Source organism: Streptomyces sp. NPDC111507 (assembly GCF_055638955.1).
In genome coordinates this window covers 41,962-55,799 of the sequence record NZ_JBVKBU010000020.1, presented here as the reverse complement: position 1 = coordinate 55,799, position 13,838 = coordinate 41,962, and the positions used below count along the sequence as shown (strand labels likewise).

Genomic DNA, 13,838 nt, shown 5'->3' with positions numbered 1-13,838 from the left:
CCGACAGCAGTGCGCGGTGTCATCACTCCGCATGACAAATGTCAGGGGACGCTCGTCCGCGCACACGAGAAAGACCCCGGTCGATGACCGGGGCCTTTGCTTTCTGGAGCGGACGACGAGGCTCGAACTCGCGACCTCAACCTTGGCAAGGTTGCGCTCTACCAACTGAGCTACGTCCGCATTGCCTCCGACCAGCTTTCACCGGTCGGTGCGAGCACCACCCTACCTGATCCACAACAGTGATCGGTAAGGGCTGCAGAGCGGGTGACAGGAATTGCACACTGCGCCTTCCCCCTGGAAGGGGGATGTTCTGCTACTGAACTACACCCGCGTGACTCCTCGGGTTCCGGCTTTTCGGCCTTGCCCCTCGGCGTGCTCCAGACTCTAGCTGATCAGCAGGGGGTCAGCGCAAGTCGGTTGTGCGCGGGGGCGGATGGCCGGCCGGAGCGGGACCCCGGCGAGCCATCCGGCGGACCCTCGGACTCAGTGCGCCTCGGCGAACGCCTCGTAGACCTTCTTGGGGATGCGGCCGCGCGGGGGGACGTCCAGCTTGTTGGAGCGGGCCCAGGCGCGGACGGCGGCCGGGTCGGGGGTCAACGCGGTGTGCGTGTACGCCTTCCCGGACTTCGACTGCTTGCGGCCGGCGTCGACGTAGGGCGCGAGCACCTTACGCAGTTTCTTGGCATTGGCTGGATTGAGGTCGATCTCGTACGACTTGCCGTCGAGTCCGAAGGCGATCGTCTCCGCCGCTTCCGAGCCGTCGATGTCGTCAAAGAGAGTGACTACGACACGCTGCGCCACGAATATCGGTCCCTTCGTGCGGCACCTCTGCGATCGCCCCCCATGACGTGCGTGGACGTCATGGAGTTGTCGGGGAGATGTCGACTGTCCGGCTGTTATTGGGCAAAGTATCGGCTATTGCCAATTCCTTTGTACAGTGCCGGGCATTGCATTGTGAAGCCCGACTAAAACCTTCCGCGTGTCCGAAGGTAATGGGGCCCAGCCGCTCTTCTGCGATTTTTCCCAGGATTTTCCGTACGTGCCCCCGCGTCGATGCGGGATCGTGATCGGGCTCACGTAGGATTCTACGAATCTACGCGAGTAGAAATTTTGTGCGGGTAGTCTGAAGCGACCTGCTCAGCACCACACACCGGGAGTGCCAGTGGCACGCGTCGTAGTCGACGTCATGCTCAAGCCGGAGATCCTCGACCCCCAGGGCCAGGCGGTGCAGCGTGCACTGCCGCGCCTCGGTTTCGAAGGTGTCTCCGACGTACGTCAGGGAAAGCGATTCGAACTGGAAGTGGACGGACCGGTGGACGACGCCGCGCTCGCCCGCATCCATGAACTGGCGGAATCCTTCCTCGCCAACACCGTGATCGAGGACTTCACCGTCAAGGTCGAGGAAGTCGCGGAGGCAGGAAAGTGACCGCTCGTATTGGAGTCGTCACCTTTCCGGGCAGCCTCGACGACCGGGACACGCAGCGTGCGATCAAGCTCGCCGGTGCCGAACCCGTCGCTCTCTGGCACAAGGACAAGGACCTCAAGCAGGTCGACGCCGTGGTGCTGCCCGGCGGTTTCTCGTACGGCGACTATCTCCGGGCCGGTGCCATCTCGCGCTTCTCGCCCGTGATGGAGACCGTGATCGAGCAGGCGAAGTCCGGAATGCCCGTCCTCGGCATCTGCAACGGCTTCCAGGTCCTCACCGAGGCGCACCTCCTCCCCGGCGCGATGCTCGGCAACAACCACCTCCACTTCATCTGCCGCGACCAGAAGCTGCGGGTGGAGAACGCGGAGACGTCCTGGACGGCCGACTACGAGTCCGGCCAGGAGATCCACATCCCGCTGAAGAACATGGACGGGCGGTACGTCGCCGACGAGCACACGCTCGACATGCTGGAGGCGGAGGGCCGGGTCGCGTTCCGTTATGTGGACGTCAACCCGAACGGCTCGCTGCGCGACATCGCCGGCATCACGAACGAGGCGGGCAACGTCGTCGGTCTGATGCCGCACCCGGAGCACGCCGTCGAGCCCCTCGTCGGCTCCGGCCGCACCGACGGCCTCCCCTTCTTCACCTCGATCCTCAAGAAGCTGGTCACCGCATGAGCCGCACGCCTCTGGACACGGTCGAGAACGCGGCCGCGACCCCCGACGTCGAGCTGCCCTGGGCCGAACTGGGCCTGAAGAAGGACGAGTACGAGCGGGTCGTCGAGATCCTCGGCCGCCGCCCGACCGGCGCCGAGCTCGCCATGTACTCCGTCATGTGGTCCGAGCACTGCTCGTACAAGTCCTCGAAGGTCCACCTCCGCCAGTTCGGCGAGAAGGCGCCGCAGTCCGACGCCCTCCTCGTCGGCATCGGCGAGAACGCCGGTGTCGTCGACGTCGGCCAGGGCTACGCCGTCACCTTCAAGGTCGAGTCGCACAACCACCCGTCGTACGTCGAGCCCTACCAGGGCGCGGCCACCGGCGTCGGCGGCATCGTGCGCGACATCATCGCGATGGGTGCCCGCCCGGTCGCCGTCGTCGACCCGCTGCGCTTCGGCGCCGCGGACCACCCCGACACCAAGCGCGTCCTGCCGGGCGTCGTCGCGGGCATCGGCGGCTACGGCAACTGCCTGGGCCTGCCCAACATCGGCGGCGAGGTCGTCTTCGACGCCTGCTACCAGGGCAACCCCCTCGTCAACGCCGGAGCCATCGGCGTCATGAAGCACGAGGACATCCACCTCGCGAAGGCGTCCGGCGCGGGCAACAAGGTCATCCTCTACGGGGCCCGCACGGGCGGCGACGGCATCGGTGGCGCCTCCATCCTGGCGAGTGAGACCTTCGACGACGCCAAGCCGTCGAAGCGCCCCGCCGTCCAGGTCGGCGACCCCTTCCAGGAGAAGCTGCTCATCGAGTGCACGCTCGAGGCCTTCGCCGAGAAGCTGGTCGTCGGCATCCAGGACCTCGGCGCGGCCGGTCTGTCCTGCGCCACCTCCGAGCTGGCCTCCAACGGCTCCGGCGGCATGCGCGTCACCCTGGACGACGTACCCCTGCGGGACTCGACCCTCTCTCCCGAGGAAATCCTCATGAGCGAGTCGCAGGAACGCATGTGCGCGGTCGTCGAGCCGGAGAAGGTCGACCGGTTCCTGGAGATCTGCGACAAGTGGGACGTCATCGCCACGGTGATCGGTGAGGTGACGGACGGCGATCGCCTCGAGATCTTCTGGCACGGCGGCAAGATCGTCGACGTCGACCCGCGCACGGTCGCGCACGACGGCCCGGTCTACGAGCGCCCCTACGCCCGCCCCGCGTGGCAGGACGCCCTCCAGGCCGACGACGCGAACAAGCTGCCGCGCCCGGCGACGAGCGAGGAGCTGGGGGACCAGGTCCTCAAGCTCGTGAGCTCGCCGAACCAGGCCTCCAAGTCCTGGATCACCTCCCAGTACGACCACTTCGTGCAGGGCAACACGGTGCTGGCGCAGCCCGAGGACTCGGGCATGATCCGCATCGACGAGGAGACCGGACTCGGCGTCGCCATCGCCACGGACGGCAACGGCCGCTACGCGAAGCTCGACCCGTACGCGGGTGCGCAGCTCGCGCTCGCCGAGGCCTACCGGAACGTCGCGACGACCGGCGCCAAGCCGCTCGCCGTCTCCGACTGCCTGAACTTCGGCTCGCCCGAGGACCCGGCCGTCATGTGGCAGTTCGCCGAGGCCGTCCGCGGTCTCGCCGACGCCTGCCTGCAGCTGGGCACCCCGGTGACCGGCGGCAATGTCTCGCTCTACAACCAGACGGGCGAGGCCGCCATCCACCCGACGCCGGTCGTGGCCGTGCTGGGTGTCATCGACGACGTCGCCCGCCGCACGCCGGTCGCCTTCCAGGAAGAGGGCCAGCTCCTCTACCTGCTCGGTGACACCCGTGAGGAGTTCGGCGGTTCGGCCTGGTCCCAGGTCGTCCACGACCACCTCGGCGGCCTGCCCCCGAAGGTCGACCTGGAGCGCGAACGTCTCCTCGGCGAGATCCTCATCTCGGCCTCCCGCGACGGCATGGTCGACTCGGCGCACGACCTGTCCGACGGCGGTCTGATCCAGGCCGTGGTCGAGTCGGCGCTGCTCGGCGGCAAGGGCGCCCGGCTGGTCGTCCCCGACGGTCTCGACGCCTTCACCTTCCTCTTCTCGGAGTCGGCGGGCCGCGCGGTCGTCGCCGTCCCGCGCTCGGAGGAGCTCCGCTTCAACGACATGTGCGGTGCGCGGGGCCTGCCCGTCACCCGCATCGGTGTCGTGGACGGAGACGCGGTCGAGGTCCAGGGCGAGTTCGCGCTCTCCCTGGCTGAGCTGCGCGAGGCGCACGAGGGGACCATCCCGGCGCTGCTCGCCTGACCGTCGCCGGTCGTACGACGAGGCCCCGCCCGGAGTCACGTTTCCGGGTGGGGCCTTCCTCGACTCATCGGACGTAGTTCTTGAGGATCTCCGTGTCGAGTTCGATGCCGATCGGCTCGGGGACGGACACCTTCTCGCCGAACTTCGCGGTGTGAAGGGTGCGATAGCCCCCGACCTTCCGGTCCGGCGCGCTGTGCACGGTGATGGTGCAGGAGTCCCGGTCGATCAAGAGGTACACGGGGATTCCGGCCTGGCCGTACGCGGCCGGCTTCTCGTGCCGGTCCCGTCGGTCGGTATCGGAATCGTATGACGTGACCTCGACGACCATGAGCGTGCCGTCCGGATCGGCCCATTCGCCCGCACCCGCGAAGTGGGCTTCGGGAGTGAGCACCGCGTCCGGTTTCGCTCTGCCCTCTCGATACGCCTCGACCCGGAGCCCCCGGCCCTGGTACAGATCCAGGTCGGGCCTGGTCCGCATACAGCGCCGGGCCAGCCAGGTCACGATGGTGTCGTGGTCTCCGTCCGTCACCTTCTTGACCCCGATCCGTCCGTTGATGAACTCCAACGTGACGGTCTCGGGAGCGGCGAAGGCGATCGTTTCGAACTCCTCCACCGACATCTGAGACGTGCGCTCGGCCATAACCGTCATGTTGCACCCCCTTCCAGGCGAAGGCCAGTGTTGTCCGGGGCCGGCGGTGCGGAGCGGTTTTCGCCGCCGATCATCCTTACGGGTGCCCCGGTCGTCCGATGCGTGCAAGTCAGGCACGCGTACTCGTTCCAGCCCGGCCCTGTGTCCGGGTGGACCGTGCGCCGGACCCGAGCGAGCATGCCACGAGGCATAGGCTCGCCTCCATGCCCCCGGTCAAGAAGCGCACACGGACGTACGATCCCGCCAAGACGCGCGCCGCGGTTCTCGCACAGTTCGGGCACATACGGGAGGCCGTCCGCGCCCTCACGCCCGAGCGGCTCGCGCTGCCCACCCGGCTGGGGGACTGGACGGTGCGTGAACTGGTCGCCCACGTCGGCACGACTCTCGCGGGTGTCGCCCGGCTCCTCGACCAGCCAGAGCCTGTGAAGCAGGAGGCCACGGTCCTCGACTGGCCGTTCGCGACCTCCGCCAACTCCGAGGCCATCGCGGACACAGCCCACCGACTGGCCGAGGAGCACCCCGACCTGGGGGTCTTCCTGGCCGACGTGGAGCGGGACTTCACGGCCCGCCTCGACGCCCACCCCAGCACCCGGCTGCTCGCCACCAGCGCGGGCGCGATGCCGCTGGCCGACTGCGTCGTCACCCGCACCGTGGAACTCGTCGTCCACACCGACGACCTGAACGCCGCCGTGCCGGATTTCGACATCCCTCTCGACCGCCAGGCCCTCGCCGCCTGCACCCGGCTGCTCGCCGACGCGCTCGCCGTGAAGGCGCCCGGCGCGTCGACTGAGGTACGGATCCCGCCGTACGCCGTCGTGCAGTGCGTGGAGGGCCCCCGGCACACCCGGGGCACGCCGCCGAACGTCGTGGAGACCGACCCGCTGACCTGGATCCGGCTGGCGACGGGACGCACGCAGTGGAGGACCGCGCTGGACGAGGCGAAGGTCAGCTCGAGCGGGGAGCGGGCCGACCTCGGCGGGCTGCTGCCCCTGATGGGCTGAACCCACCCGCGGAACCCACCCCTCCGCCTCGGAGGCGAATCGGAGGGGAACCGGCCACCCCACCCCTCCCGTCACACCGTCATGGACAAGCAGCGACTGACCCTCAGCGTCCTGACCCTGCTTCCGCTCGCCGTGGCCTGTGGCACCGAAACGGGGGGCGGCGGCTCCGTGGGGACCGGATCGTCCCCGGTCACCGGCGTTCACTGGAGCGTCGACACCTTCACCACGCATGGCCGGACCCGGCAGGCGCCGGACAGCGCGTATCTGCGGATCGGCGAAGACGGTCGCGTCAGCGGCAACCTCGGCTGCAACACTTTCGGCTCGACCGTCACCCTCAAGGGTGACCGTGTCGACTTCGGGAAGATCGAGGCGACCGACATGGGCTGCCAGAAGGACCCCATGAGCTTCGAGCAGAGCCTCAGCCGCGCCTACGTCGACAACACGTTCACCAGCGAGGTCAAGGGCGACAAGCTGACGCTCACCACCGACGGCGGCGACCGCGTCAGTCTCACCAAGGAGCCGGACGCACCCCTGTACGGCACGAAGTGGACGGTCACCTCCCTCGGGGACGGTGACGTGGCCCAGTCCCTTCCCGAAGGGGCCGACGCCCACTTCACCCTCGACAAGGCGAACGGCACCCTTTCCGGACGCCTCGGCTGCAACCAGGTCACCGCCAAGGCCACCGTCCGCGACGGACATATCACCCTCGGCGCCGCCAAGACCACCCGGATGATGTGCGACGGCTCACTCATGGACACCGAGAAGACCTTGCTGGGCCTCTTCGGCAGCACGGTCGTATACGACTTGAATCACCGATCCATCGCGCTGACCAGCACAAACGGAAAAACCGTCCAAGCCGTCGCCGACGAGTGATCCGTCAAGGATCCGCATCCCCAATTCGGACCAGTGGTCGATCTCGCCTACACTCGGTGGCGTGCCACGTGGTGACGGTCGACTCAATCATGATCTGCTCCCCGGCGAGAAAGGCCCCCAGGACGCTTGCGGCGTCTTCGGAGTCTGGGCCCCCGGTGAAGAGGTCGCCAAGCTCACTTACTTCGGGCTCTACGCCCTCCAGCATCGAGGCCAGGAATCCGCGGGTATCGCGGTAAGCAACGGCTCCCAGATCCTCGTCTTCAAGGACATGGGCCTCGTGTCCCAGGTCTTCGACGAGACCTCGCTCGGTTCGCTCCAGGGTCATATCGCGGTCGGTCACGCCCGCTACTCGACCACGGGCGCCTCCGTGTGGGAGAACGCCCAGCCGACGTTCCGTGCCACCGCGCACGGCTCCATCGCGCTCGGCCACAACGGCAACCTCGTCAACACGGCGCAGCTCGCCGAGATGGTCGCCGACCTCCCCAAGCAGGACGGCCGCACCACCCGCGTGGCCGCCACCAACGACACCGACCTGCTCACCGCGCTCCTCGCGGCCCAGGTCGACGACGACGGCAAGCCGCTGACCGTCGAAGAGGCCTCCGCGAAGGTCCTCCCGCAGGTCAAGGGCGCCTTCAGCCTCGTCTTCATGAACGAGCACACCCTGTACGCGGCCCGCGACCCGCAGGGCATCCGCCCGCTGGTCCTCGGCCGCCTGGAGCGCGGCTGGGTCGTCGCCTCCGAGTCCGCCGCCCTCGACATCTGCGGCGCGGCCTACGTCCGTGAGATCGAGCCGGGCGAGTTCGTCGCCATCGACGAGAACGGCCTGCGTACGTCCCGATTCGCGGAAGCGAAGCCCAAGGGCTGTGTCTTCGAGTACGTGTACCTGGCCCGCCCGGACACGGACATCGCCGGCCGGAACGTGTACCTCTCGCGTGTCGAGATGGGCCGCAAGCTCGCCAAGGAAGCCCCTGTCGAGGCCGATCTGGTGATAGCGACCCCGGAGTCCGGAACGCCCGCCGCGATCGGTTACGCGGAGGCCAGCGGCATTCCGTTCGGCGCCGGCCTGGTCAAGAACGCGTACGTCGGCCGGACCTTCATCCAGCCTTCACAGACCATCCGTCAGCTGGGCATCCGTCTGAAGCTGAACCCCTTGAAGGAAGTCATCAAGGGCAAGCGCCTGGTCGTCGTCGACGACTCGATCGTGCGCGGCAACACCCAGCGGGCCCTGGTGCGCATGCTCCGCGAGGCGGGTGCGGCGGAAGTCCACATCCGGATCTCCTCTCCCCCCGTGAAGTGGCCCTGCTTCTTCGGCATCGACTTCGCGACCCGCGCCGAGCTGATCGCCAACGGCATGACCATCGAGGAGATCGGCACCTCGCTCGGCGCCGACTCCCTCTCGTACATCTCCATCGACGGCATGATCGAGGCGACCACCATCGCCAAGCCGAACCTGTGCCGCGCCTGCTTCGACGGCGAGTACCCGATGGACCTTCCCGACCCCGAGCTGCTCGGCAAGCAGCTCCTGGAGACCGAGCTGGCCGCGGGTCCCGCAGCCACGGCCGCGGCTGACGCCATCCGTCGCCCGTAAGCGCCGCAGAGCCCCGTTTCACCAACCCGAAAGATCCCAGGCAATGTCTGCTGTATCTGATCAGTCGACTTCGTCGACGGGCACTGCTTCCGGTGCTTCCTACGCGGCTGCCGGCGTCGACATCGAAGCGGGCGACCGCGCCGTAGAACTGATGAAGGAGTGGGTGAAGAAGACGCAGCGCCCCGAGGTCCTCGGCGGCCTCGGCGGCTTCGCCGGCCTCTTCGACGCCTCCGCCCTCAAGCGTTACGAGCGCCCGCTGCTCGCCTCCGCCACGGACGGCGTGGGCACCAAGGTCGACCTCGCCCGTCGGCTCGGCGTGTACGACACCATCGGCCACGATCTGGTCGCGATGGTCATGGACGACATCGTGGTGTGCGGCGCCGAGCCGCTCTTCATGACCGACTACATCTGCGTCGGCAAGGTCCACCCGGAGCGCGTGGCGGCCATCGTGAAGGGCATCGCCGAGGGCTGTGTGCTCGCGGGCTGCGCCCTGGTGGGCGGCGAGACGGCCGAACACCCGGGCCTGCTCGGTCCGGACGACTTCGACGTCGCGGGCGCCGGTACGGGCGTGGTGGAGGCCGAGCGGCTGCTCGGCCCGGCTCGAATCCGTACGGGTGACGCGGTGATCGCCATGGCGGCCTCCGGTCTTCACTCGAACGGGTACTCGCTCGTCCGGCATGTCCTCTTCGACCGGGCGAACCTCAGCCTGGACCAGCACATCGAGGAGTTCGGCCGCTCGCTCGGCGAGGAGCTCCTGGAGCCCACCAAGATCTACTCGCTGGACTGCCTGGCGCTGACGAGGACCACCGAGGTGCACGCGTTCAGCCACATCACCGGCGGCGGGCTCGCGGCCAACCTGGCCCGGGTGATCCCGGACGGGCTGCACGCGATCGTGGACCGCGAGACCTGGACGCCGGCCCCGGTCTTCGACCTCGTCGGCAGGACGGGCGAGGTCGAGCGTCTGGAGCTGGAGAAGACGCTGAACATGGGCGTGGGCATGATCGCGATCGTCCCCGAGGAATCGGCGGACGCGGCGCTGGCCACCCTCGCGGACCGCGGCGTGGACGCCTGGATCGCCGGTGAGATCACCGAGCGCGGCGATCACGCGACGGGCGCGGCCCTGATCGGCGACTACGCGAGCTGAGGCCCTCGGGGCAGCACAAAACCCGGTCCGGCGTTGAGGCCCCGGACCGGGTGAAGTGCGGTTACTACGAGAAATCCGCTACTACGAGAAATCCGCCAACAGAGATCTGCTCACCGCTACAGCTACGAGAGATCGCGGAAACCGCGAGGGACGCTGGTGCGTCAAGCGCCGCGACGTTGAGACTGTGGACCGGACTGGTCGTCCTCATCCTCATCGTCGTCGTTGTAGAGATCCGCGTACTGGGCGTACGGGTCGTCTTCCTCGTCGTCGTCCTCGAACGGCTCGCCATTCGGCGGCTGGCTCGAAGTCGAAGCGCCCAGCTCATTGGCCAGACGCGAGAGGTCAGTCCCGCCGCTGCTGTACTTCAGCTGGCGGGCGACCTTCGTCTGCTTGGCCTTTGCCCGGCCGCGCCCCATGGCTCGACCCCCTCGGATACGGGGCTCGGTGGCCCCAGAGTCTTGACACGCGTTCATGATCTGGAACGGGCTCTCCGTGGAGAGACCGGTCCGTAGGGCTTCCACGGTACCTGAGCCCGCGCCCATACGGTACGTCGCCCGCAGGACGCGCCTTGGCCCAGAACCCGCGAGGTGCCCTGTCCTCGCTGGTCAACCGCGATTTTAACCTCTTCTTGGCGGACGACCCGCCGACGGGAGTGAGAGTTCTCTCGAAGTGTCCCCTCGGCGGGTCCCTGACAAGCGTCGAGACGCGCGCGGAATGCGACGGAATGGAGGGTTCCGTTATCCGCGGCGGCGCGCCTCCGCCATCCGCTGCTCGGCGATCCGGTCGGCCGCGGCGGCCGGCGGAATCCCGTCCTCCTTCGCACGTGCGAATATGGCCAGCGTGGTGTCGAAGATCTTCGTGGCCTTCGCCTTGCACCGGTCGAAGTCGAAGCCGTGCAGCTCGTCGGCGACCTGGATGACACCGCCCGCGTTCACCACGTAGTCGGGCGCGTAGAGGATCCCGCGGTCCGCGAGGTCCTTCTCGACACCCGGGTGCGCGAGCTGGTTGTTGGCGGCGCCGCACACGATCCGCGCGGTGAGCACCGGCACGGACGCGTCGTTCAGCGCCCCGCCCAGCGCACAGGGGGCGTAGATGTCCAGGCCCTCGGTGCGGATCAGCGCCTCGGTGTCCGTGGCGGCCGTGACGCCCGTCGGGTGCTTGTCCAGGATCCGTCGTACGGACTCGTCGCGTACGTCCGTGATCACGACCTCGGCGCCGTCCTGGCGCAGATGGTCCACCAGGTGGTGGCCCACTTTGCCGACGCCCGCGATGCCGACCTTGCGGCCGCGCAGCGTCGGGTCGCCCCACAGGTGCTGGGCACTGGCCCGCATGCCCTGGAAGACCCCGTAGGCGGTCAGCACCGAGGAGTCGCCGGCGCCGCCGTTCTCGGGCGAGCGGCCCGTCGTCCAGCGGCACTCGCGCGCCACGACGTCCATGTCGGAGACGTACGTACCGACGTCGCACGCGGTGACGTAGAGCCCGCCGAGCGAGGCCACGAACCGGCCGTAGGCGAGGAGTAGGGCCTCGCTCTTGATCTGCTCGGGGTCCCCGATGATCACGGCCTTGCCGCCGCCGTGGTCGAGACCGGCCATGGCGTTCTTGTACGACATCCCGCGCGAGAGGTTCAGCGCGTCGGCGACGGCCTCCTCCTCGTTCGCGTACGGGTAGAAACGCGTCCCGCCCAGGGCGGGGCCCAGAGCGGTGGAGTGGATGGCGATGACGGCCTTGAGGCCGCTGGCCCGGTCCTGGCAGAGCACGACTTGCTCATGACCCCCCTGGTCCGAATGGAACAGGGTGTGCAGGACGCCGTCGGTTACGTCGGTCACGGTGGTGACTCCCAGGTAAGTAGCGGCGGTTGTGGACGGTGCCCGTGCGGATGGCGGGCTTCCGTGGGCATGAGATTAGAGCCTGTGCCCGGTCGCCATCCGCGCAGTGTTCAGGATCACCTCCTCCCGGAGTACGTTTCCGCACGGTCGTGGGACGATTTGCAGTGATTTCCCGGTCGCCCGCGTGCCGCTCGCCCGGGATTCCGTCCGGGTTTCGTGTCCGGTCCGTTGGGGAGGGAGCAGGGGTGCCCAAGGTGTCCTCGGTGATCGTCCCGTACGCGTCCTATCTGCGCGTGTACGAACCGCTGGCCGCTTTCCCGGAGCCTGAGCGGACCCACTGGGCGCGTTACGCACGGCGCGCCGAGCGCCCGTCGTACCAGGACGAGTTGCGCCGCTCCCTGGCCGACCTGCTGCCCACCCCGCCGATCCCCGTGCCGGTGCACGAGAGCGCGGACGCGTTCGTGCTGAGCGTCGACGGAGTACTCTGCGTCTGTCCCTGGCGCACCCGGCTGCGCGGCTGGCTGGCGCTGGAGGAGCTGGCCGACGAACTGCCCGTGTCCGTCCTGGACGCGGTCCTGCCGCCGCTCGTACGCCGCCAGACGGCCCTCGACTACGAGCGCTGGCTTGCCCGCAACCCCGACGCCCGCCCGTGGATCCGCAGCTCGACCTGGCAGGTGCCGCTGAACTGGTTCGTGCTCGTCACCGACGAGGAGCGGCGGTACGAGAAGGGGACGGGCGGCGACGGAGCCGCGCCCACGCTGCGCTACCGGACGCCGATGGTGCAGGCGCGGCGGCGGACGGCCCGCGCCCTGAAGACCCTGCGGGACACCCTGGACGAGGGACCCCTCATCGACGGCCTGGTGGACGTGGGGCGCTGGCTGGAGGAGTTCCATCCGCGCTCGCTGGTCGAGCTGGACTACGGCGGGCTCGTGCACGCCCTGCCGGCCGGGCACCTCGAGGACGACCACTCGGCGGCCGACGTCGCCGAAGGCATCGAGGCGCTGCGGCACGGGGACGGGGCGGCGGCGGGAGAGGCGTACGGGCGGCTCGTGGAGCGCTGGCGCTCGGTCCGGGACCGGCGTTCGGCGAACTGAGGGGCGTCCAGGGTCTTTGGACCCGAGGGCGTGTGGGTCCTGTGTGCCGTGTGGGTTCTGTGGGTTCTGTGGGGCCTGTGGGTCCGGTGCGTCCTGTGGGGTGTCTGAGTATTTCGGGACGTCTGGGCGCCTCGGGACGGCTGGAGCGGGTTTGCCGCACGAGAAGTGTGATGTGCTTCTCACTGGTGTTCGCCCGAACTGACGTATGGTCCTCGCACGCTGAAGAACCCTCACTGCGGGAGAAGACCGCGCAGGTGGGACCTAGGTCCCGATCCGGTCTTTTGTGTCAACGATGTGTCAAGCGTGACGGATGGCACTTACCTGGCTCTTGCATCGCTTGCCCCTCCTCGTGCCAAAATAGGACAAGGAGCCCGGGGGAGGGCTCCATCCGTCCATGTTTGGGTGGGAATCTCGGTATTGCGCGCTATGGGGGGTCTGACGACTCCTGATCGTCCTGTGACTGATCGTCACAGTGGCGTGACTGTCCGCTATGGCATGGTCCATCGGCTTCCGTCGCTGATGAACACCTGGGAGGGCAATTCCATCGGTTTGGCCGACGCGGCTGGACGGATGGTGTAGTTGTAGTGCCGAGGACAAGCCGTTCGTCCTATAACCGACTCGACTCGCGTCCGCCATTTCGGGCAACGCGGGTCAAGGTGCAGAATTTAGAGGAAAGAACCGAGAAGGTTCGGTTCTCCCGAGGAGGCCGCTCATGACCGCTCGCACCCCTGATGCCGAGCCGCTGCTGACCCCGGCTGAGGTCGCCACGATGTTCCGCGTCGACCCCAAGACGGTCACGCGGTGGGCGAAGGCCGGCAAGCTGACATCCATCCGCACGCTCGGCGGGCACCGCCGCTACCGCGAGGCTGAGGTCCGCGCGCTACTCGCGGGTATCCCGCAGCAGCGCAGCGAAGCCTGAACAATCGCATAATCGGGCAATTCGGCAGGTCCCCCAACCCGTCAAGACGCCCGAACCACAGCTCCAAGCGACGCGGGTCCTGCCCCAACAGGACTCACGCCCGACCCAGTTACACATGCGACAAGGGTGCGTCGTCGATCGCGCTGGACTCCGCCGGGTCCAGCGCGATTTTTTTATGCCCTGCTCAGGCGCCGAAAGGGGTGCGAGTGTGGGCCGTGCGGTGGGGCTGTGAGCGGCCTTGTCGGAGTCTGGGGAGGGCTGTCGGATCTCCTGTGGGAGTCCTCGGAGAGTGGTGCAATTGCACATATTAAATTGACCAGTTGTAGGTGGGGTGTAAGTTCCGACCTTCTGAAAACTTATGCGGTGACACCCGTCACATGTCAGAG

At 68.0% G+C, this 13,838-nt stretch carries 13 protein-coding genes and 2 tRNA genes; 9 read left to right on the top strand and 6 right to left on the bottom strand.

Annotation, left to right across the window (positions count from 1 at the left end; translation table 11 throughout):
• Positions 1-104: 104 nt before the first annotated feature.
• The 3 genes from ACZ7M2_RS45115 to ACZ7M2_RS45105 all read right to left on the bottom strand — a co-directional run bounded on the left by ACZ7M2_RS45115 (position 105) and on the right by ACZ7M2_RS45105 (position 801).
• Positions 105-180 (bottom strand) — tRNA-Gly (locus ACZ7M2_RS45115).
• Positions 181-259: 79 nt separating this feature from the next.
• Positions 260-331: transfer RNA gene (locus ACZ7M2_RS45110), tRNA-Gly, on the bottom strand.
• Between the two features lie 152 nt (positions 332-483).
• Complete coding sequence (locus tag ACZ7M2_RS45105; protein ID WP_352053582.1) at positions 484-801, bottom strand: histone-like nucleoid-structuring protein Lsr2; 318 nt, start codon at positions 799-801, stop codon at positions 484-486.
• Between the two features lie 361 nt (positions 802-1,162).
• Here ACZ7M2_RS45105 and purS point away from each other — a divergent pair, with 361 nt between their 5' ends.
• From purS to purL, 3 genes are read left to right on the top strand one after another with little or no spacing between them, the layout of a single operon-like run.
• Entirely contained in the window at positions 1,163-1,426 is a 264-nt protein-coding gene (gene purS, locus ACZ7M2_RS45100) for a phosphoribosylformylglycinamidine synthase subunit PurS (protein WP_005482678.1), read from the top strand.
• Positions 1,423-2,103 (top strand): phosphoribosylformylglycinamidine synthase subunit PurQ, encoded by a 681-nt coding sequence (gene purQ, locus ACZ7M2_RS45095; protein WP_054235044.1) that lies wholly within the window; start codon positions 1,423-1,425, stop codon positions 2,101-2,103. The genes purS and purQ overlap by 4 nt, the downstream gene beginning before the upstream one ends.
• A complete protein-coding gene (gene purL / locus ACZ7M2_RS45090) occupies positions 2,100-4,358 on the top strand; it encodes a phosphoribosylformylglycinamidine synthase subunit PurL (RefSeq protein ID WP_471600233.1) in 2,259 nt (752 codons plus the stop codon). Before purQ ends, purL begins: the two co-directional genes overlap by 4 nt.
• Positions 4,359-4,422: 64 nt before the next feature.
• On the opposite strand, the gene ACZ7M2_RS45085 is transcribed toward purL, so the two are convergent.
• Positions 4,423-5,007: a Uma2 family endonuclease gene (locus tag ACZ7M2_RS45085; RefSeq protein ID WP_471600232.1), complete on the bottom strand. Its 585-nt coding sequence runs from the start codon at positions 5,005-5,007 to the stop codon at positions 4,423-4,425.
• Positions 5,008-5,210: 203 nt separating this feature from the next.
• Here ACZ7M2_RS45085 and ACZ7M2_RS45080 point away from each other — a divergent pair, with 203 nt between their 5' ends.
• From ACZ7M2_RS45080 to purM, 4 genes are all read left to right on the top strand, one after another.
• On the top strand, positions 5,211-6,008 hold the full coding sequence (locus ACZ7M2_RS45080) for a maleylpyruvate isomerase family mycothiol-dependent enzyme (protein WP_471600231.1): 798 nt from the start codon (positions 5,211-5,213) through the stop codon (positions 6,006-6,008).
• 81 nt (positions 6,009-6,089) lie between these two features.
• Positions 6,090-6,881, top strand: a complete 792-nt coding sequence (locus ACZ7M2_RS45075; protein ID WP_352053579.1) for an META domain-containing protein — start codon at positions 6,090-6,092, stop codon at positions 6,879-6,881.
• Positions 6,882-6,942: 61 nt separating this feature from the next.
• On the top strand, positions 6,943-8,469 hold the full coding sequence (gene purF / locus ACZ7M2_RS45070; RefSeq protein WP_403702294.1) for an amidophosphoribosyltransferase: 1,527 nt from the start codon (positions 6,943-6,945) through the stop codon (positions 8,467-8,469).
• Between the two features lie 43 nt (positions 8,470-8,512).
• The gene (purM, locus tag ACZ7M2_RS45065) at positions 8,513-9,613 is read left to right on the top strand and encodes a phosphoribosylformylglycinamidine cyclo-ligase (protein WP_471600230.1); all 1,101 of its coding nucleotides are present in this window, start codon (positions 8,513-8,515) and stop codon (positions 9,611-9,613) included.
• Between the two features lie 161 nt (positions 9,614-9,774).
• Here purM and ACZ7M2_RS45060 read toward each other — a convergent pair whose 3' ends face one another.
• Together ACZ7M2_RS45060 and ACZ7M2_RS45055 are read right to left on the bottom strand one after the other, a co-directional pair.
• Positions 9,775-10,029: a DUF3073 domain-containing protein gene (locus ACZ7M2_RS45060; protein ID WP_037615441.1), complete on the bottom strand. Its 255-nt coding sequence runs from the start codon at positions 10,027-10,029 to the stop codon at positions 9,775-9,777.
• A gap of 321 nt (positions 10,030-10,350) precedes the next feature.
• Positions 10,351-11,439 (bottom strand): Leu/Phe/Val dehydrogenase, encoded by a 1,089-nt coding sequence (locus tag ACZ7M2_RS45055; RefSeq protein ID WP_471600229.1) that lies wholly within the window; start codon positions 11,437-11,439, stop codon positions 10,351-10,353.
• A 245-nt stretch (positions 11,440-11,684) separates the two neighbouring features.
• On the opposite strand from ACZ7M2_RS45055, the gene ACZ7M2_RS45050 reads away from it, so the two are divergent.
• Both ACZ7M2_RS45050 and bldC read left to right on the top strand, forming a co-directional pair.
• Positions 11,685-12,533 carry a DUF8083 family protein gene (locus ACZ7M2_RS45050; protein WP_471600228.1) on the top strand — a complete coding sequence of 283 codons (849 nt, stop codon included), beginning with the start codon at positions 11,685-11,687 and terminating at the stop codon, positions 12,531-12,533.
• Positions 12,534-13,245: 712 nt separating this feature from the next.
• Entirely contained in the window at positions 13,246-13,452 is a 207-nt protein-coding gene (gene bldC, locus ACZ7M2_RS45045) for a developmental transcriptional regulator BldC (protein WP_003949541.1), read from the top strand.
• Positions 13,453-13,838 lie beyond the last annotated feature (386 nt).

Bases quoted from the DNA above. Each gene is read 5' to 3' on its own strand.
- purL (WP_471600233.1), top strand. From the start codon at position 2,100: ATGAGCCGCACGCCTCTGGACACGGTCGAGAACGCGGCCGCGACCCCC.
- ACZ7M2_RS45085 (WP_471600232.1), bottom strand. From the start codon at position 5,007: ATGACGGTTATGGCCGAGCGCACGTCTCAGATGTCGGTGGAGGAGTTC.
- ACZ7M2_RS45080 (WP_471600231.1), top strand. From the start codon at position 5,211: ATGCCCCCGGTCAAGAAGCGCACACGGACGTACGATCCCGCCAAGACG.
- ACZ7M2_RS45075 (WP_352053579.1), top strand. From the start codon at position 6,090: ATGGACAAGCAGCGACTGACCCTCAGCGTCCTGACCCTGCTTCCGCTC.
- purM (WP_471600230.1), top strand. From the start codon at position 8,513: ATGTCTGCTGTATCTGATCAGTCGACTTCGTCGACGGGCACTGCTTCC.
- ACZ7M2_RS45060 (WP_037615441.1), bottom strand. From the start codon at position 10,029: ATGGGGCGCGGCCGGGCAAAGGCCAAGCAGACGAAGGTCGCCCGCCAG.
- bldC (WP_003949541.1), top strand. From the start codon at position 13,246: ATGACCGCTCGCACCCCTGATGCCGAGCCGCTGCTGACCCCGGCTGAG.